Genomic DNA, 17,957 nt, shown 5'->3' with positions numbered 1-17,957 from the left:
CACACACATGGACCGCGCGATCTTCACCGCCGACCACCTCGCGTTCGCCGAACTGGTGCGCGCCTTCATCGACAAGGAGATCACCCCGCACCACGAGCGCTGGGAGGCCGACAGCATCGTCGACCGCGGCGTGTGGCGGGCCGCCGGCGCCGCCGGACTGCTCGGCTTCTTCGTCGACGAACGGTACGGCGGCGCCGGGGTCACCGACCGGCGCTTCCACGCCGTCCTGACCGAGGAACTCGCCCGGGCCGGTGCGAGCGGGCCCGCGTTCGGCCTGCACAACGACATCATCGGCCCGTACCTGACCGACCTGACCACCGAGGAGCAGAAGCAGCGCTGGCTGCCGGGCTTCTGCTCCGGCGAGATCGTCACCGCCATCGCCATGTCCGAGCCGGGCGCGGGCAGCGACCTGGCGGGCATCACCACCACAGCGGTACGCGACGGCGACGACTGGGTCCTCAACGGGCAGAAGACGTTCATCAGCAACGGCATCCTGGCCGACCTGGTCGTCGTGGTGGCCCGTACCGATCCCGGCGCCGGGCGGCGGGGGATCAGCCTGCTCGTGGTCGAGCGCGGCATGCCGGGATTCGAGCGCGGCCGCAACCTCGACAAGCTCGGGCAGAAGGCGCAGGACACCGCCGAGCTGTTCTTCTCCGACGTCCGCGTACCAGCGGCCAACCTGCTCGGCGCGGAGGGCGAGGGCTTCGCCTACCTGATGCGCAACCTGCCGCTGGAGCGGCTGTCGATAGCCGTCGCGGCGCTCGCCGGGGCCGAGACGGTGTTCGCGCAGACGCTCGACTACTGCAGGCAACGCCAGGCGTTCGGCCGTCCCATCGGCAGTTTCCAGCACAACCGGTTCGTACTCGCCGAACTCGCCACCGAGCTGCGCCTGGGCCGGGTCTTCGTCGACAACTGCCTGGTAGCGCCGGACCTCACCGCGGAGACGGCGGCGATGGCGAAGTGGTGGTGCACCGAGTTGCAGCAGCGCGTCGTGGACCGGTGCCTCCAACTGCACGGCGGCTACGGCTACATGCGCGAGTACCCGGTGGCCCGCGCCTACCTGGACGCCCGCGTCCAGACCATCTACGGCGGCACCACGGAGATCATGAAGGAGGTGATCGGCCGGTCACTCGGCCTGTGAGCCGGGCTCCAGCATGGGTACGAGGAACCGGCGGGCCATGGTCCGCAGCTCGTCGGCGTCGTCCAGGTCGATGACGTGGCTCGGGGTGAGCAGGAAGGAACAGGACAGCCGGGTCATCAGCTCGGCGACCACCTCCACGTCGACTGTGGCGGCGATGGTGCCGGCGCGCTGCTCGCGGCGCAGCTGCCCGGCGACGAACCGCTGCACGGTGGCCAGGGTCCGCCCGCCGTCGCTGATCATCGAGGGGATGAGCACGTCCGGTTCGACGCTCATCAGCCCGCCGATCAGCGGGTTGCGGCGGATCGCGTCCAGCGCGCTGACGAAGCCCAGCACCACCCGGTCGCCGACGGTGGCCGCCTGCTGGATGTCGACCAGGAACCGGTCGAAGTAGCGCCGGAACTCGCGGCGGACCACCTGCTCGACCAGCCGGTCCTTGGTGGCGAACCGGCGGTACGCGGTGATCCGGGAGACGCCCGCCCGCCGGGCCACGTCCTCCATCGTGGAGCGGCGGATGCCCATCCGGCAGAACTGCTCGTAGGCCGCGTCGAGGATCCGGGTCGCCACCTCGTCGCTGTCGTCGGCGCTGTGCAACGCCTCGGTGAAGGCGCGTTCCAGCAGCGACTCGGGCCGGTCGGCCGGTTCGTCGTGACCCGCCTCGGGGGAGGACGCCTGCGCGGGAGCGGTCCGGGCCATGGGTGCCCTCCCGGGGGAGACGGTGACGCGGTTGGCGCTTCACCGTACCAATCGCCGGGGCGTACCCCCGGACAAGCGCGACCGCCGCGCCCCCGGAAGCGGGGCGCGGCGGTCGCGTGGGGTGGTGCGGTGTCCGGTCAGGAGCCGGAGCGCTTGGCCGTCGCCTTCAGGTAGTCCCGGTTGAGGCGGCCGATGGTGTTCAGCGGGATGCCCTTCGGGCAGGCCGCCGCGCACTCGCCGATGTTGGTGCAGCCGCCGAAGCCGGCCTCGTCGTGCGCGTCCACCATGCCGATCACCCGGGTGTAGCGCTCCGGCTGGCCCTGGGGCAGCAGCGAGAGCTGGGTGATCTTCGCGGCGGTGAACAGCATGCCGGAGCCGTTCGGGCAGGCCGCCACGCAGGCGCCGCAGCCGATGCAGGCAGCCGACTCGAACGCGGCGTCCGCGTCGGCCTTCGGCACCGGCACCGAGTGCGCCTCCGGGGCGCTGCCGGTCGGCGCGGTGACGTAGCCGCCGGCGGCGATGATCTGGTCGAACGCGTTGCGGTTGACCACCAGGTCCTTGACGACCGGGAACGCGCGGGCCCGCCAGGGCTCGATGTCGATCGTGTCGCCGTCGGAGAACTGCCGCATGTGCAGCTGGCAGGCGGTGGTGCCGCGCTGCGGGCCGTGCGCCTCACCGTTGATCATGAGGCTGCACATGCCGCAGATGCCCTCGCGGCAGTCGTGGTCGAACGCCACCGGCTCCTCGCCGTCGAGGATGAGCCGTTCGTTGAGCACGTCGAGCATCTCCAGGAAGGACATGTCCGGGGACACGTCCTGCACCGGGTAGGTCACCATCCGACCCTTGTCCTCGGGGCCGGTCTGGCGCCAGATGCGCAGGGTCAGGTTCACTTGTAGCTCCGCTGCGTGGGGTGGACGTATTCGAAGGTCAGGTCTTCCTTGTGCAGCACGGGCTCACCGGTGCCGGTGAACTCCCAGGCCGCCACGTAGGCGAACCGGTCGTCGTCGCGCTGCGCCTCGCCGTCGGGCGTCTGGTGCTCGGCCCGGAAGTGGCCGCCGCAGGACTCCTCGCGGTGCAGGGCGTCGATGCACATCAGCTCGGCCAGCTCGAAGAAGTCGGCCACCCGGCCGGCCTTCTCCAGCGACTGGTTGAGGCCCTCGCCGTCACCCGGCACGCGCACCCGCTGCCAGAACTGCTCACGCAGCGCGCGGATCTCGTCGATCGCCTTGCGTAGCCCGGCCTCGGAGCGCTCCATGCCGCAGTGCTCCCACATGATCTGGCCCAGCTCGCGGTGGAACGAGTCCACCGTACGGTCGCCGTTGATCGCCAGCAGCCGCTTGATCCGGTCCTCGACCTCGGTGCGCGCCGCGACCGCCTCGGGGTGGCTGGCGTCGACCTTGTCCAGCGAGTTGGAGGCCAGGTAGTTGGCGAGCGTGTTCGGCAGCACGAAGTAGCCGTCGGCCAGGCCCTGCATCAGCGCCGAGGCGCCGAGCCGGTTCGCGCCGTGGTCGGAGAAGTTGGCCTCACCGATCACGAACAGGCCGGGGATCGTCGACTGGAGGTCGTAGTCGACCCAGAGGCCACCCATCGTGTAGTGCACGGCGGGGTAGATCCGCATCGGCACCTCGTACGGGTCCTCGCCGGTGATCCGCTCGTACATCTCGAAGAGGTTGCCGTACTTGGCCTCGATGGCCTTACGGCCGAGCCGGTTGATGGCGTCGGCGAAGTCCAGGTAGACGCCGAGGCCGGTCGGGCCGACGCCGCGTCCCTCGTCGCACACGTTCTTCGCGGCGCGGGAGGCGATGTCGCGGGGGACCAGGTTGCCGAAGGACGGGTAGATCCGCTCCAGGTAGTAGTCCCGCTCGTCCTCGGGGATGTCCCGCGGGCTGCGCTGGTCGCCCTTGGCCTTGGGCACCCACACCCGGCCGTCGTTGCGCAGCGACTCGCTCATCAGGGTCAGCTTCGACTGGTGGTCGCCGGAGACCGGGATGCAGGTCGGGTGGATCTGCGTGTAGCAGGGGTTGGCGAAGTACGCGCCCTTGCGGTGCACCCGCCAGGAGGCGGTGACGTTGCAGCCCTTGGCGTTGGTGGAGAGATAGAAGACGTTGCCGTAGCCGCCGGAGGCGAGCACGACCGCGTCGGCCATCTCGGTGCTGATCTCGCCGGTGACCATGTCGCGGACCACGATGCCGCGCGCGCGGCCGTCGACGAGGACCAGTTCGAGCATCTCGTGGCGGGCGTTCATCTCCACGTTGCCCAGGCCGATCTGCCGCTCCAGCGCCTGGTACGCGCCGAGCAGCAGCTGCTGGCCCGTCTGGCCCCGGGCGTAGAAGGTGCGCTGCACCTGCGCGCCGCCGAAGGAGCGGGTGTCCAGCAGGCCGCCGTACTCGCGGGCGAACGGCACGCCTTGGGCCACGCACTGGTCGATGATGTTCACCGACATCTCGGCCAGCCGGTGCACGTTCGACTCGCGGGAGCGGAAGTCGCCGCCCTTGACCGTGTCGTAGAACAGGCGGTGCACCGAGTCGCCGTCGTTGCGGTAGTTCTTGGCGGCGTTGATACCGCCCTGCGCGGCGATCGAGTGGGCCCGGCGCGGGCTGTCCTGGTAGCAGTAGGACCGCACCTGGTAGCCCTGCTCGGCCAGGGTGGCGGCGGCGGAGCCGCCGGCCAGGCCGGTGCCGACCACGATCACCGTCATCTTCCGGCGGTTGGCCGGGTTGACCAGCTTCATCTCGAAGCGGTGGCGGTCCCACCGCGTCTCGATCGGGCCGTCCGGGGCCCGGGTGTCGGCGATCGGGTCGCCCTCGGTGTAGAGATCCATGTCAGGACACCAATCCGGTGATCACGGCGAACGGAACCAGCAGGTAGCCGCCGACGAGCGCGACGGCGAAGACGAGCGCGGCGATCCGGGCCCGGCGCTCGCCCTTCGGCGTCTGCTGGCCGAGGCTGCGGAACGCGCTGAACGCGCCGTGGCGCAGGTGGAAGCCGAGGGTCACCAGCGCGAGGGTGTAGAAGAGCGTGACGTACCAGCGCTCCGGCGCGAAGCCGGCGACCACGTTGCCGTACGGGTTGGCCGGGTCGCCCTGCGGGTTCAGGTGACCCGTGGTCAGGTCGAGGATGTGGTAGATCACGAAGAGCAGGATGATCACACCACCCCAGCGCATCGTGCGGGCCGCGTAGTTCACGTGGATCTTGCGGCGGTGCGCGTACCGGACCGGGCGGGCGGCCCGGGACCGCATCGCGAGCACGGTGGCCGCGCCGATGTGCCCGAGCACGGCGACGGTGAGCACGGTGCGCTGGATCCACAGGAACCACGTCGTCGGCAGCAGCGGCGTGCCGATGTCCCGCAGCCAGTGCGCGTAGTGGTCGAACGACGTCTCACCCGTGAAGATCTTCAGGTTGCCGAGCATGTGCGCGATCAGGAACAGCACGAGGATGATGCCCGTCACCGCCATGACGGCCTTGAGGCCGACGTTCGAGCGGATGGGCGACCGAGTTTTCGTGATTACCACGCGGTCGACGCTAGGAGCACTTCGATCAGGCGTCCAATGCATCGAAATCGCAGCGTTGATAGCCGTAGGCTATGTAGATGCAGCTCCATCAGCTTCGGTACTTCGTGGCGGTCGCCGAAGTACGACATTTCACCCAGGCGGCCGATCTTGTCGGCATAACCCAGCCCTCGTTGAGTAAGCAAATTCACGCGCTGGAGACCGACCTGGGGGCCCCGCTGTTCGAACGGGTAAGGGGCAACATCACACTGACCGCGGCAGGTGAGGTGCTGCTGCCGCTGGCCAAGCGGATCCTCGCCGACGTGGAGACCGCCACCCGCGAGGTGCAGGAACTGGTGGGGCTGCGCCGGGGCCGGGTCCGGCTCGGCGCCACCCCCAGCCTCGCCACCTCGCTCGCCCCGCCGGTGCTGCGCCGGTTCCGCGACGCGCACCCCACGATCGACCTGCGCGTGGAGGAGGGCGGCTCGCAGGACCTCGTCCGGGACCTGCTCCGCGGCGACCTCGACCTCGCCCTGATCATCATGCCGTCGGCCGGCACCGACCCGGGGCTGCGCGCCGACCCGATCCTGCGGGAGAGCCTGGTGGTCGCCTCGGTCGACCCGCTGCCGGGCGCCTCGGAGGCCGGGGAGTTACGCATCACCGACCTGCGCGACCAGCCGCTCGTCATGTTCCGCGAGGGCTACGACCTGCGCGACGCCACGCTCCAGGCGTGCCGGGCGGCCGGGTTCGAGCCGACCCTGTCCGTCGACGGCGGGGAGATGGACGCCGTGCTCAGCTTCGTCGAGGCCGGGCTCGGCGTCGCGCTGGTGCCCGGCATCGTGGTGGCCCGCCGCGCCGGCATCCGGGTCACCCGGCTCGTCCCGCCCGGCGTCCGCCGGACCATCGCGGTGGCCCGCCGCCGCGACGTGGTGCCCACCCACGCCGGGCGCGAGCTGCGCCGCATCCTCCTGGAGTACGTCCACGACGCCACCGCCACCGCCGAACTCCCCCCAGGCGTAGAGCCCCTCTGACCGCCCCTCTCCCGCCGCCCCTCTCCCGCGCGATCTTGCACTTTCGGCCCCGGCGAAAGGTGCGAATGCCACTGCGCGGGGGCACCAAGTGCAAGATCGACGAGGGCGAGGGCGAGGGCGAGGGCGAGGGCGAGGGCGGGGGCGGCGGGCGGGGTGGGTCAGCGGCCCTCGGCGTCGTCCATGGCTCGGTAGATTCGCTGCTCCGAGACGGGGTAGGGGGTTCCCAGGGCCTGGGCGAAGACGTTCACCCGCAGCTCCTCGATCATCCAGCGGATCTGGCGGACCGCCGCCGAGGCACGTCGCGGCGGGGGCAGCGCGGCCAGCATGTCCCGGTACTCCTTCTGCACCACGGCGACGCGGTCCTGCTGCTGCTTGTCCCGCTGCGGGTTGCCCGGCAACCGGTCCAGCCGCCGCTCGATCGCGGTCAGGTAGCGCAGCAGGTCGGGCAGGCGCGCGTACCCCGTCTCGGTGATGAAACCCTTGTGCACCAGGCCGGTGAGCTGGTTGCGGATGTCGGCCAGCGCGGCCACCACGGCGAGGTTGCGGGTGGCGCCGAGCCGCTGCTCCACCGCGTACGCGGAAGCGAGCACCCGGCGTACCCGCTCCATGATCTCGACCACGGTGTCCACCAGGTCGGCGCGGACCTTGTCGCGCAGCACGGCGAAGCCCTCGGCGTCCCAGGCCGGGCCGCCCGCGTCGCCGATCAGCTTGTCGATCGCCGCGCCGGCCGCGTCCTCGATCAGGTCCGGCACGCTGCCGTGCGGGTTGCGGGACAGCGCCAGCTTCGCCTCGTTGCTCAGCCGCCCCTGGAGGAACTTCGCCGGTGACGGCATCGTCAGCCGCAGCAGCCGCCGGGTGCCCGCCCAGTGCGCGGCCTCCTGCTCGGCGGCGGAGTCGAACACCTTCACCCCGACCGTCGCGCCCTCGTCCACCAGCGCCGGGTACGCGGTCACCGCGAAGCCTGCGCGTACCTGCTCGATGGTGCGCGGCAGCGCGCCGATCGACCACTCGGTCAGCCCGGTCCGGGCGACGTCGGGCGCGGCGGCGGCCACGACCTGGCGTACCTCCTGGCGCAGCTCGCGTTGCAGCGCCGGCAGGTCCTTGCCCTCGGCGACCGGCTTGTCGTCGTCGCCGAGCACCCGGAACGTGACCCGCAGGTGCGGCGGCAGCCTGCCGAGGTCCCACGCGTCGGCCGGGACCGTCACCCCGGTCATCCGGCGCAGCTGCCGGGTCAGCGCGGCCAACAGCGGCTCCTCGCCCGGTGTGATCGCGGCGAGCGCGGCGCGCGCGTAGTCGGGCACCGGCACGAAGTTGCGCCGTACCGGCTTGGGCAGCGACCGGATCAGCGCGATCACCAGCTCCTCGCGCAGCCCCGGCACCTGCCAGTCGAAGCTCTCCGCCGGCACCTGGTTGAGCAGCGGCAGCGGGATGTCCACAGTGACGCCGTCGGTGGGCGCGGTCGGGTCGAACGTGTACGTCAGCGGCAGCGTCACGCCGTCGGCCCGCCACTGGTCCGGGAAGTCCTCCTCGTCCACCCCGCCCCGGCCGTCGTTGACGAGCAGCTCGCGGGTGAACGTGAGCAGGTCGGGCCGCTCCCGGCGGGTCTTCTTCCACCACGAGTCGAAGTGCCGTCCGGAGACCACGTCGGCGGGGATCCGCTGGTCGTAGAAGGCGAAGATGGTCTCGTCGTCGACCAGGATGTCGCGACGCCGGGCCCGGTTCTCCAGCTCCTCGATCTCGGTCAGCAGCTTCTGGTTGTCCCGCCAGAACTGGTGGTGGGTCTGCCAGTCGCCCTCGACCAGGGCGTGCCTGATGAACAGCTCCCGGCTCAGACCTGCGTCGATCCGCCCGAAGTTCACCTTTCGGGAGGTGACGATCGGGATGCCGTACAGCGTGACCTTCTCGTAGGCCATCACCGCGGCCTGCTTCTTCTCCCAGTGCGGCTCGCTGTAGCTGCGCTTCACCAGGTGCTGGGCCAGCGGCTCGACCCACTCCGGCTCGACCCGCCCGGCCACCCGCCCCCACAGCCGGGACGTCTCCACCAGCTCGGCCGCCATCACCCAGCGCGGCGGCTTCCTGAACAGCGCCGACCCGGGGAAGATCGCGAACTTCGCGCCCCGAGCGCCCAGGTATTCGTGCTTCTGCGCGTCCTTGAGGCCGAGGTGCGACAGCAGGCCGGGCAGCAGCGACTGGTGCACCTTCGGGGTGTCGATCTCCTCCGGCAGGTCGGCGCCGGCGCCGCGTCGGCCCTCACCCTTGTCGGAGGTACGCAGTACCTGGCGCAACTGGCTGACGATGTCCTGCCACTCGCGTACCCGGAGGTAGTTGAGGTATTCGGCCTTGCACATCCGGCGGAACGCGCTGGACGACAGCTCCCGCTGCTTCTCCCGCAGGTAGCGCCACAGGTTCAGGTACGCGACGAAATCGGACTCCTTGTCGGCGAACCGGGCGTGCGCCTGGTCGGCCTGGGCCTGCTTGTCGGCCGGGCGTTCCCGGGGATCCTGGATGGACAGCGCGGCGGCGATCACCACGACCTCGGTGGCGCAGCCGTTGCGCTCGCCTTCGAGGACCATCCGGGCCAGCCGGGGGTCGACCGGGAGCTGGGCCAGCCGCCGGCCCAGCGCGGTGAGCCGCTTCGCCGGGTCGGTCTCGGCCGGGTCGAGCGCACCCAGCTCGTGCAGCAGGTTCACGCCGTCGGTGACGTTGCGCCGGTCCGGCGGGTCGATGAACGGGAACGCCGCGACGTCGCCGAGCCCGATCGAGGTCATCTGGAGGATGACCGAGGCCAGGTTGGTCCGCAGGATCTCCGGGTCGGTGAACTCGGGGCGGGAGTCGAAGTCCTGCTCGTCGTAGAGGCGGATGCAGATGCCGTCCGAGGTACGCCCGCAGCGGCCCTTGCGCTGGTTGGCGCTGGCCTGCGAGACCGGCTCGATCGGCAGCCGCTGCACCTTGAGCCGGCTGGAGTAGCGGGAGATCCGGGCGGTGCCCGGGTCCACCACGTACTTGATGCCGGGCACCGTCAGCGAGGTCTCCGCGACGTTCGTGGCCAGCACCACCCGGCGGTTGGAGTGCGCGGCGAAGACCCGGTGCTGCTCGGCGGTGGACAGCCGGGCGTACAGCGGCAGGATCTCGGTGCCGAGCAGCGACCGCTTGGACTGCACCAGCTTGCCCAGCGCGTCGGCGGTGTCCCGGATCTCCCGCTCGCCGCTGAGGAACACCAGGATGTCGCCGGGCCCCTCGGCGGCCAGCTCCTCGACCGCGTCGCCGATGGCCTGGATCTGGTCCCGGACGTTCTCCTCGTCGGCCTCGTCCTCCTCGTCGGCCTCCGTGACCTCGACCAGCGGCCGGTAGCGGACCTCCACCGGGTACGTGCGCCCGGACACCTCGACCACCGGCGCCGGGTTGCCCTCGGCGTCGGCGAAGTGCTTCGCGAACCGGTCGGTTTCGATGGTGGCCGAGGTGATGACGACCTTGAGGTCGGGCCGTCGGGGCAGGAGCTGCCTGAGATAGCCGAGGATGAAGTCGATGTTGAGGCTGCGCTCGTGCGCCTCGTCGATGATCAGCGTGTCGTACTGCCGCAGCATCCGGTCGGTCTGCAACTCGGCCAGCAGGATGCCGTCGGTCATCAGCTTGACCAGGCTGTTGTCGCCCACCTGATCGGTGAAGCGCACCTTGTAGCCGACCACGTCGCCCAGCTCGGTGCCGAGTTCGTCGGCGATCCGGTCGGCGACCGTGCGGGCCGCCAGCCGGCGGGGCTGGGTGTGCCCGATCAGGCCGGTGATCCCGCGCCCCAGCTCCAGGCAGATCTTGGGGAGCTGGGTCGTCTTCCCGGAGCCGGTCTCACCGGCCACGATCACCACCTGGTGGTCGCGGATCGCGGCGGCGATGTCGTCCTTGCGCTCGCTGACCGGCAACTGCGGCGGGTAGGTGATCGCCGGGACGGCCGCGCGGCGCGACTCCAGCCGCGCCTCGGCCCGGGTCACCTCGGCCCCGATCTCGGCCAGCGCCGCCTCCCGCCGCTGCGGGTCGCGCAGCCGGCGCACGCCGTCGAGCCGCCGCTGGATCCGGCGCTGATCGCGGAACATCAGGGGGGCGAGGCGGCGGTGCAGGTCGCGGGCGGTCTCAGGGGCGGCGGGTACGGCTGGATTCTGCATGTCGTCGCCAAGGATAGGCAGCCGCGCGGCGGACCGCCCCCGGGTTACCGGCGCTGGGCGTGCCCTCCCTGGTGCGGCCGTCCCCGCCGGATAAAGTTGCCGCCGACGAGGCCGACGGACGAGGCCGACGAGGGGCGGGGATGATCATGCGGGACACCGACCGGGCGCTCGTGCAGGCCGCCACCGCCGTCGCGAAGCTGCGCTGCCGCAGCGACAACCACACAGTCGCCGCCGCCGTACGCAGCACCGACGGCCGGGTGTTCAGCGGCGTGAACGTCTACCACTTCACCGGCGGCCCGTGCGCCGAGGTGGTCGCACTCGGTGCCGCCGCGACCCAGGGCGCGGGCGAGCTGGAGGCGATCGTCGCGGTGGGGGACCGCGGCCGGGGCGTCCTGCCGCCGTGCGGACGCTGCCGTCAGGTGCTGCTCGACTACTTCCCGTCGATCAAGGTGATCGTCGGCCCGCCCGACGGGCTGCGCGCGATCCCGATCACCGACCTGCTGCCCGAGACGTACGTCTGGGCCGACCAGCAGGTCGAGGTGCCGGTGGCCGCCCGCGCCGGGGTGTGGCCGACGCCTGTGGTGCCGGGCAGCCGGCAGGCCCCGGAGGACTGACCGCGCCCCGCTCCGGGCGCTGCCGGCCGCGACACTCAGTCGCCGGCCGCTGCCTCCAGCATCGAGCGGGGGACCGGCACCTGCTCGAAGCGGACCTGGCCCTCCGGCACCATCCAGCTACTGACCTGCGCGACGAGTCGTCCCGCGCGGACCGCCGGGTCGTTCGCGTACAGCTCACGGGCCATCTGCGGGTCCACCGACAGCACCACGAAACCGCGGACGCGCCCGTCGTCGCCGTCCAGGAACGGCCCCGCCGCCAGCACCGCGCCCTGCTCCACCAGCCCGGCCTGGTGCGCCAGGTGGGCGTCCTGGATCCGGTCGAGGGCGTCCTGCGGCAGGTCCGGCGCGTCGTCCGGGCGGACCAGGAGCACCACCGTGTGCCTGTCGAATCGCATGTCCTCAGGCTAGGTGCTGCCGGGCGCGCAGTGCCCGGATCGACCAGTCCAGCACCGGCGCCAGGCTCTCGGCCGGTGGCCACCCGTTGACCACGGAGAGCAGCTCCAGGTACCGCTCCCGGCGAGGGTCGCTCGCGGTCCGCAACCGGTCCAGCATCCGCCGGCGCAGGTCGGCGTCGTCCGAGCGGCCGCAGAGCCGCGCGTACCGGCCCGCCGCCCGGTCCAGGATCGGATCGGCGTCGGGCGAGGCCGGCTCGATGCCGTCGGCGAGCGCCGGGGCCACCTCCTCCCGGACCACGGCGACCACGTCCCGGCGTACGCCCTCGGCGCCTTCCCGGTCCGCCGCGTGCTGCTCGGCCAGCCGGCGCAGCCCGGCCCGGAATCCCGGGTCCAGGGCCAGCTCGGCCAGCTCCACCCACGCCTCGATCTGGCCGTCGTCCGGATCGTCGGGCAGTTCCGGCGTGAGCGACCGCCTGATCCCCGCGAACCCCGGATCGGTCAGGCCGCCGAACGCCGCGTCGAGGAACTCGTCGACCAGCCGCCGCCGCTCCCGCGCGGCCAGGCCGGCCAGCCGGTGCAGCAGGTCGGCCTCGGACGGGGAGGCCCCGCGCCGGGCGATCACCGTCAGCACCGCGCGGCGTGACCGCAGCAGGCGGATCTGCGCGGTCAACGCGTCCGCGTGCGCCGAGGCGACCTCGGCCAGGCTGACCTCCCGCGCCACCACCCGGCGCACGGTGGGCAGGTCCACGCCCAGCTCGCGCAACGTCCGTACCAGGTCGAGCCGGGCCACCGCCGCCGCGTCGTAGCGGCGGTGGCCGGCCGGTCCCCGGTCGGTGGGCGGCACGACGCCGCGGTCGGACCAGAACCGGATGGTCTTCACCGGCAGCCCGGTCCGCCGGGCCAGGTCACCGATCGAGTAGCGCTCCGCACCGTCCATGCGCCCACCATCGCGCCTCCCCCCGGTGGAGGCGCAACCCCATCGACAGTGCCCGCTTAGGTACGCCTTACCAGGTCAGCTAAGGTAAGGCGCACCTAATCGGAAGGCGAAGCCCCCTCGTGACCACCGTCGCCGTCCGGCCCGCGCGGGCCGGGACTCCCGTCCGCCGCGGCACCGTCCGCCGCGTCGCGGTCACCGTGGCGGCGGCGCTCCTGCTCCTGCTGGCGCTGCTGGCCAGCCTCGCGCTCGGCAGCCGCCATCTCCCCGTCGACCAGGTGTGGCACGCGCTCGTGTCCCCGGACGGCGGAGACGCCACCACAGTGGTCCGGGAACTGCGGCTGCCGCGTACCGCCCTCGGGCTCGTCGTCGGCCTGGCGCTGGCGCTGGCCGGGGTGCTGTTCCAGGCGGTGACCCGCAACCCGCTGGCCGAGCCGCGCATCCTCGGCATCAGCGCCGGGGCGTCGTTCGGTGTGGTGCTGGCCATCGCCGTGTTCGGGGTGGGCACGCTCGCCGGGTACGTCTGGTTCGGCATCGCCGGCGCACTGCTCGCCGGGCTGCTCGTGTTCGCCATCGCCAACCGCACCCGCGAGGGCGCCAGCCCGGTCACCCTCGCGCTCGTCGGCGCGGCCCTCGACGCCGGTCTCGGCGCCATCGTGTACGCGCTGCTCAGCATCGACGCCCGCACGTTCGAGGAGTACCGCTTCTGGGTGGTCGGTGGGCTGACCGGCCGGGGCGTCGGCGTGGCCGGGCAGGTGCTGCCGTTCGTGGTGGCCGGGGTGCTGCTGGCCGCGCTGGCCGCCCGCGGTCTGGACGCGCTCGCCCTCGGCGACGACGTGGCCCGGGGACTCGGGCACCGGGTCGCACTGGTCCGGCTCGCCGCCGGGGCCGGTGGCGTGCTGCTCACCGGTGCGGCGGTGGCCGCCGCCGGGCCGATCGCCTTCGTCGGGCTGGCCGTGCCGCACCTGGCCCGGGCGCTGGTGGGCGCGGACCAGCGGTGGACGCTCCTGGTCGCCGCGCTGCTCGGCCCCGCGCTGCTGCTCGCCGCCGACGTGGCCGGCCGCCTCGTCGCCCCGCCCGGCGAGATCCCGGCCGGCATCATCACCGCCCTGCTCGGCGCCCCGCTCCTGGCCTTCCTGGTCCACCGAGCCAAGACGGTGACGACATGACCACCCCCGCCCCCACCCCCACCCCCGGCTCCCGCGATCTTGCACTTGCTGCCCCGGCGGAAGGGGCATTCCGGTCACCCGAGGGGCCCGAAGTGCAAGATCAACGGGGTGGGGTGCGACGGCCACGGGGGCGTGGAGTGCTGCGGGTCGGGGCGGTGGTGGTGCCGTTCCGGTGGCGGCCCCTTGTGGTGGCGGCGGTGCTGTTCGTGCTGCTGTGCGTCGCGGTGGTGGTCAGCCTGTCGCTGGGTACGCCGTACGTCGCCCCGGTGGACGTGGTGCGGTCGCTCTCCGGCGCCGGCACCCCGTACGACCTCGTGGTACGCGACCTGCGACTGCCTCGCGCGGTCCTCGCGGCGGTGGCAGGGGCGGCCTTCGGCGTCGCCGGCACGCTGATCCAGAGCGTGGCCCGCAACCCGCTCGCCAGCCCCGACGTCATCGGTGTCACGCAGGGCGCCGGGCTGGCCGCGACGATCGCGCTGACCAGCGGCGCGGCGGCGGTGCTGGTGGCGCCGGCGGCGCTGCTCGGCGGCCTGGCCGCCGCGGTGGCGGTGTTCGCGCTCGGCGCCCGGCACGGCCTGGCGGCCCAGCGGTTCGTGCTCGCGGGTGTGGCGGTGGCGTTCGCGTTCCGGGCGCTGATCGAGGTGGTCATGCTCACCGCCGACCCGATCGACGGGCTGCGCGCGCAGATCTGGCTCATCGGCACGCTCGCCGGCAAGGGGTGGAGCGAGGCGGCCTGGATCGCCGGCATGCTCGCGGTCCTGCTGCCGGTGCTGCTCTGGGCCGGGTGGGCGCTGCGCAGCAGCGCGCTCGACGACGACACCGCGCGCGGGATCGGCCTGCGGCCGGTGGCCCGCCGCATGGGGCTGGCCGGTACCGGTGTGCTGGCCGCCGCCATGGTCACCGCCCAGGTCGGCGCCGTCGACTTCGTGGCGCTGGTGGCCCCGCAGGTGGCCCGCCGGCTGGTCCGCGCCGAGCGCCCGCCGCTGCTGTGCGCCGCGCTGCTCGGCGCGTTGCTGCTGGTCCTCGCCGACCTCGGTGCCCGCCGGCTGCTGGCGCCGACCCAACTGCCGGCCGGCGTGCTCACCGCGGCGATCGGCGGGCCGTACCTGATCTTCGTGCTGCTCCGCACCCGAGGGAGGCGGTCGTGACCGCGCTGCTGTCCACCCGCGACCTGGTCGTCGGCTACGAGGGCCGCACAGTGCTGGACGGACTGGACCTCGACCTGCCGGCCGACACGTTCACCGTGATCGTCGGCCCGAACGCCTGCGGCAAGTCGACGCTGCTGCGCACGATGGCCCGGCTGCTCACGCCCCGGCGCGGCGCGGTGCTGCTCGACGGCGCGGCGATCCGCGATCTGCCGACCCGGGACGTGGCCCGGCGGCTCGGCGTCCTGCCGCAGAGCCCGCTGGTGCCCGAGGGGATCACCGTGGCCGACCTGGTCGGGCGCGGCCGGCAGCCGTACCAGCGCTGGTGGCGGCAGTGGTCGGCCGAGGACGGACGGGCGGTCGAGGAGGCCATGCGGCTGGCCGACGTCAGCGCGCTCGCCGACCGCCCGGTGGACACGCTCTCCGGCGGGCAGCGCCAGCGGGTGTGGATCGCCATGACTCTGGCCCAGGACACCGACGCGCTGCTGCTGGACGAGCCGACCACGTTCCTCGACCTGGCCCACCAGGTCGAGGTGCTGGACCTGCTGCACCGGCTGCGCGCCGAACGCGGCCGGACAGTGGTGGCCGTGCTGCACGACCTCAACCAGGCGGCCAGGTACGCCGACCACCTGATCGCCATGCGCGACGGCGCGGTGGTGGCCGCTGGCAAGCCGCGCGAGATCCTCACCGCGGACCTGGTCCGCGACGTGTTCGGGCTGGACTGCGTGGTCGTGCCCTGCCCGGTCAGCGGCGCCCCGCTCGTGGTGCCCGCCCTCACCCAGGCCGGATCCGCCCAGACCGGATCCGCCCAGACCTCGGCCGTTCCGGCCGTCACGCCGGCTCCGGCCGGCGCCCCCGTCGGCGACGCCTGAGCGCGCCGACCCGCACCACCGAAAGGAACCTGATGCGTCGTCTCGCCGTCGCACTCACCGCCGCCCTCGCTCTCGGCGTCGGCCTCACCGCCTGCGGGGAGAGCGACCCCGTCGCCGGTACCGGCACCGGGGAGACCCGGGAGATCACCCACTCCATGGGCACCACGAAGGTGCCCGCCGAGCCGAAGCGCGTGGTCGTGCTCGACACCGACAAGATCGACACCGCGCTGTCGCTGGGCGTCACCCCGGTCGGCGCGGCGACCGCCGGTGAGGCGAAGAGCTGGCCCACCTACTTCGGCGCGGACAAGCTCGCCGGGATCACCGAGGTCGGCGTGCTCACCGAGCCGGACCTGGAGGCGATCAACGCGCTCAACCCGGATCTGATCCTGGGCAGCAAGTTCCGCCAGGAGAAGTTCTACGACGAGCTGTCCAAGATCGCCCCGACCGTGTTCACCGAGAAGGTGGGTGTCACCTGGAAGGAGAACTTCCTCCTCGACGGCGCGGCGCTGGGCAAGGAGCAGCAGGCCAAGGACCTGCTGGCCGAGTACGAGAAGCGGGCGAAGGACTTCGGCGCGAAGCTCGGCGACGCCTCGTCCCGCAAGGTCTCCATCGTGCGCTTCATGCCGACCGAGATCCGCCTGTACGGGCCGGACTCGTTCTCCGGCATCGTCGTCGGCGACACCGGCCTGGGCCGCCCCGAGCGGCAGATGCTCGCCGGCAAGGAGGACAAGCGGATGGACCGGGTCAGCCCGGAGCGCATCGCCGAGGCCGACGGCGACGTGGTGTTCGTGACCGCGTACGGCGAGAAGGCCGCCGCCGAGCAGGCCAAGGTCACCGGCGGCACGCTGTGGAAGGGCCTGTCCGCGGTCAAGGCCGGCAAGGCGCACGTGGTCTCCGACGAGATCTGGATGACTGGCATCGGCGTGGGCGCCGCCAACAAGATCCTGGACGACCTGGAGAAGTACCTGGCCGCCTGAGCCCCGATCACCCGCGCCCGTCCAGCCGTCGTCGGCCGGACGGGCGCGGGTGTGTTCAGGCCGCCAGTTGCCAGAGCAGGAACGCGTTGAGCGCCACCACGAACGCCGTGATCGCGACCGCGGCGGCGGTGGTGGCCCGGCGATTGACCAGGCTGCCCATCAGGTCCCGGCGGCGCGTGAACATCACCACCGGAATCAGCGCGAACGGGATGCCGAAGCTCAGCACCACCTGGGACAGCACCAGCGCGCGGGTCGGGTCGACGCCGATCGCGAGCACCGCGAGCGCGGGCAGCAGGGTGATCATCCGGCGGACCAGCAGCGGGATCCGGCGGCGCAGGAAGCCCTGCATGATGATCTCGCCGGCGTACGTGCCGACGCTCGTGGAGGCGAGCCCGGACAGGAGCAGGGCGACCGCGAAGCCGACCGCCGCCGCCGTGCCGAGCGTGGTGGCGAGCCCGGCGTGGACGCCTTCGAGGGTGTCGGTGCCGGGAATCGACGTGCCGTGGAAGCTACTAGCGGCGACCAGCAGCATGGCCAGGTTGACCGCGCCGGCGATGCCCAGCGCGATCAGCACGTCGACCCGCAGGCCCTTGGCGACGACGCGCCGCTGCGTCTCGCCCTCCGCCGGCAGCCGGTTCGGGGTCAGCGCCGAGTGCACGTAGATGACGTGCGGCATCACCGTCGCGCCGAGGATGCCGGCGGCGAGCAGCATGCTGTCGGTGCCTTGCATCCGGGGCAGCAGCCCGGCCGCGGCGTCGGACACGTCCGGTTGTGCGCTGACCAGGTTGACAGCGAACGCCAGCACGATCACGCCGAGCAGCACCGCGATGGCGATCTCGAACGTCCGGAAACCCCTGGCGCGCAGCGCCAGGATGGCGAACGAGGCGGCGCCGATGATCAGGCCGCCGGGCAGCAGCGGGACGCCGAACAGCAGGTACAGCGCGACCGCCCCGCCGATCACCTCGGCCAGGTCGGTGGCCATGGCGACCAGTTCGGCCTGCGCCCACATGACCCGGTTGAGCGGCCGGGGCAGATGTTCCCGGCACAGTTCCGGCAGGCTGCGCCCGGTGGCCAGGCCGAGCTTGGCGGTGAGCGTCTGCACCAGCATGGCGGCCAGGTTCGCCGCCACGACCACCCAGACCAGCAGGTAGCCGTACCGGGCACCGGCCGTGGAGTTGGTGGCGAAGTTGCCGGGGTCGACGTAGGCGACCGCCGCCACGAACGCGGGCCCGAGCAGGATGAGCCGGCCACGTACCGGGCGCGGGGTGCGAGCGGTCCGTAGCGGGGGTACGACGGACGAGTCGTTTGTTACCACTGTTGCTCCTCGACGACGGCGAACGACGG

The 17,957-nt window shown here is 72.4% G+C and carries 15 protein-coding genes; 7 read left to right on the top strand and 8 right to left on the bottom strand.

Annotated elements, in window-relative coordinates; all coding sequences use genetic code 11:
• Window positions 1–7: 7 nt before the first annotated feature.
• Window positions 8–1,141 (top strand): acyl-CoA dehydrogenase family protein, encoded by a 1,134-nt coding sequence (locus tag FB454_RS07525; protein ID WP_013285327.1) that lies wholly within the window; start codon window positions 8–10, stop codon window positions 1,139–1,141.
• Here FB454_RS07525 and FB454_RS07520 read toward each other — a convergent pair.
• The 4 genes from FB454_RS07520 to FB454_RS07505 form a co-directional block, all read right to left on the bottom strand.
• Complete coding sequence (locus FB454_RS07520; RefSeq protein WP_013285328.1) at window positions 1,127–1,834, bottom strand: TetR/AcrR family transcriptional regulator; 708 nt, start codon at window positions 1,832–1,834, stop codon at window positions 1,127–1,129. The genes FB454_RS07525 and FB454_RS07520 overlap by 15 nt on opposite strands.
• Before the next feature lie 137 nt (window positions 1,835–1,971).
• Complete coding sequence (locus tag FB454_RS07515) at window positions 1,972–2,724, bottom strand: succinate dehydrogenase/fumarate reductase iron-sulfur subunit (RefSeq protein ID WP_013285329.1); 753 nt, start codon at window positions 2,722–2,724, stop codon at window positions 1,972–1,974.
• Window positions 2,721–4,655, bottom strand: a complete 1,935-nt coding sequence (locus FB454_RS07510; RefSeq protein WP_145822699.1) for a fumarate reductase/succinate dehydrogenase flavoprotein subunit — start codon at window positions 4,653–4,655, stop codon at window positions 2,721–2,723. Before FB454_RS07510 ends, FB454_RS07515 begins: the two co-directional genes overlap by 4 nt.
• Window position 4,656: 1 nt before the next feature.
• Window positions 4,657–5,388: a succinate dehydrogenase cytochrome b subunit gene (locus tag FB454_RS07505; RefSeq protein ID WP_174361705.1), complete on the bottom strand. Its 732-nt coding sequence runs from the start codon at window positions 5,386–5,388 to the stop codon at window positions 4,657–4,659.
• Window positions 5,389–5,423: 35 nt separating this feature from the next.
• On the opposite strand from FB454_RS07505, the gene FB454_RS07500 reads away from it, so the two are divergent.
• Window positions 5,424–6,353 carry a LysR family transcriptional regulator gene (locus FB454_RS07500; protein WP_013285332.1) on the top strand — a complete coding sequence of 310 codons (930 nt, stop codon included), beginning with the start codon at window positions 5,424–5,426 and terminating at the stop codon, window positions 6,351–6,353.
• A 158-nt stretch (window positions 6,354–6,511) separates the two neighbouring features.
• On the opposite strand, the gene hrpA is transcribed toward FB454_RS07500, so the two are convergent.
• Window positions 6,512–10,507 (bottom strand): ATP-dependent RNA helicase HrpA, encoded by a 3,996-nt coding sequence (gene hrpA / locus FB454_RS07495; RefSeq protein WP_145822698.1) that lies wholly within the window; start codon window positions 10,505–10,507, stop codon window positions 6,512–6,514.
• A 140-nt stretch (window positions 10,508–10,647) separates the two neighbouring features.
• Here hrpA and FB454_RS07490 point away from each other — a divergent pair, with 140 nt between their 5' ends.
• Entirely contained in the window at window positions 10,648–11,121 is a 474-nt protein-coding gene (locus tag FB454_RS07490) for a cytidine deaminase family protein (protein ID WP_013285334.1), read from the top strand.
• Between the two features lie 35 nt (window positions 11,122–11,156).
• Here FB454_RS07490 and FB454_RS07485 read toward each other — a convergent pair whose 3' ends face one another.
• The gene (locus FB454_RS07485; protein WP_013285335.1) at window positions 11,157–11,516 is read right to left on the bottom strand and encodes a YciI family protein; all 360 of its coding nucleotides are present in this window, start codon (window positions 11,514–11,516) and stop codon (window positions 11,157–11,159) included.
• Between the two features lie 4 nt (window positions 11,517–11,520).
• Window positions 11,521–12,453 (bottom strand): MerR family transcriptional regulator, encoded by a 933-nt coding sequence (locus FB454_RS07480; protein WP_145822697.1) that lies wholly within the window; start codon window positions 12,451–12,453, stop codon window positions 11,521–11,523.
• 119 nt (window positions 12,454–12,572) lie between these two features.
• Between FB454_RS07480 and FB454_RS07475 the strand changes: the two genes are divergently transcribed.
• From FB454_RS07475 to FB454_RS07460, 4 genes are all read left to right on the top strand, one after another.
• Window positions 12,573–13,619 (top strand): FecCD family ABC transporter permease, encoded by a 1,047-nt coding sequence (locus tag FB454_RS07475; protein WP_013285337.1) that lies wholly within the window; start codon window positions 12,573–12,575, stop codon window positions 13,617–13,619.
• A gap of 113 nt (window positions 13,620–13,732) precedes the next feature.
• Window positions 13,733–14,767: a FecCD family ABC transporter permease gene (locus FB454_RS07470; RefSeq protein ID WP_240638090.1), complete on the top strand. Its 1,035-nt coding sequence runs from the start codon at window positions 13,733–13,735 to the stop codon at window positions 14,765–14,767.
• Entirely contained in the window at window positions 14,764–15,636 is an 873-nt protein-coding gene (locus FB454_RS07465; protein WP_145822696.1) for an ABC transporter ATP-binding protein, read from the top strand. Before FB454_RS07470 ends, FB454_RS07465 begins: the two co-directional genes overlap by 4 nt.
• Window positions 15,637–15,668: 32 nt before the next feature.
• The gene (locus FB454_RS07460) at window positions 15,669–16,613 is read left to right on the top strand and encodes an ABC transporter substrate-binding protein (protein WP_013285340.1); all 945 of its coding nucleotides are present in this window, start codon (window positions 15,669–15,671) and stop codon (window positions 16,611–16,613) included.
• 55 nt (window positions 16,614–16,668) lie between these two features.
• On the opposite strand, the gene FB454_RS07455 is transcribed toward FB454_RS07460, so the two are convergent.
• On the bottom strand, window positions 16,669–17,928 hold the full coding sequence (locus FB454_RS07455) for an Nramp family divalent metal transporter (protein WP_013285341.1): 1,260 nt from the start codon (window positions 17,926–17,928) through the stop codon (window positions 16,669–16,671).
• Between the last annotated feature and the right edge of the window lie 29 nt (window positions 17,929–17,957).

This window comes from Micromonospora sp. CNZ297 (assembly GCF_007827625.1).
This window is presented reverse-complemented; position numbering and strand designations above follow the sequence as displayed.

Coding starts and splice junctions, on each gene's coding strand:
- FB454_RS07525 (WP_013285327.1), top strand. CDS start 8: ATGGACCGCGCGATCTTCACCGCCGACCACCTCGCGTTCGCCGAACTG.
- FB454_RS07520 (WP_013285328.1), bottom strand. CDS start 1,834: ATGGCCCGGACCGCTCCCGCGCAGGCGTCCTCCCCCGAGGCGGGTCAC.
- FB454_RS07510 (WP_145822699.1), bottom strand. CDS start 4,655: ATGGATCTCTACACCGAGGGCGACCCGATCGCCGACACCCGGGCCCCG.
- FB454_RS07505 (WP_174361705.1), bottom strand. CDS start 5,388: ATGCATTGGACGCCTGATCGAAGTGCTCCTAGCGTCGACCGCGTGGTA.
- FB454_RS07500 (WP_013285332.1), top strand. CDS start 5,424: ATGCAGCTCCATCAGCTTCGGTACTTCGTGGCGGTCGCCGAAGTACGA.
- hrpA (WP_145822698.1), bottom strand. CDS start 10,507: ATGCAGAATCCAGCCGTACCCGCCGCCCCTGAGACCGCCCGCGACCTG.
- FB454_RS07490 (WP_013285334.1), top strand. CDS start 10,648: ATGATCATGCGGGACACCGACCGGGCGCTCGTGCAGGCCGCCACCGCC.
- FB454_RS07485 (WP_013285335.1), bottom strand. CDS start 11,516: ATGCGATTCGACAGGCACACGGTGGTGCTCCTGGTCCGCCCGGACGAC.
- FB454_RS07480 (WP_145822697.1), bottom strand. CDS start 12,453: ATGGACGGTGCGGAGCGCTACTCGATCGGTGACCTGGCCCGGCGGACC.
- FB454_RS07460 (WP_013285340.1), top strand. CDS start 15,669: ATGCGTCGTCTCGCCGTCGCACTCACCGCCGCCCTCGCTCTCGGCGTC.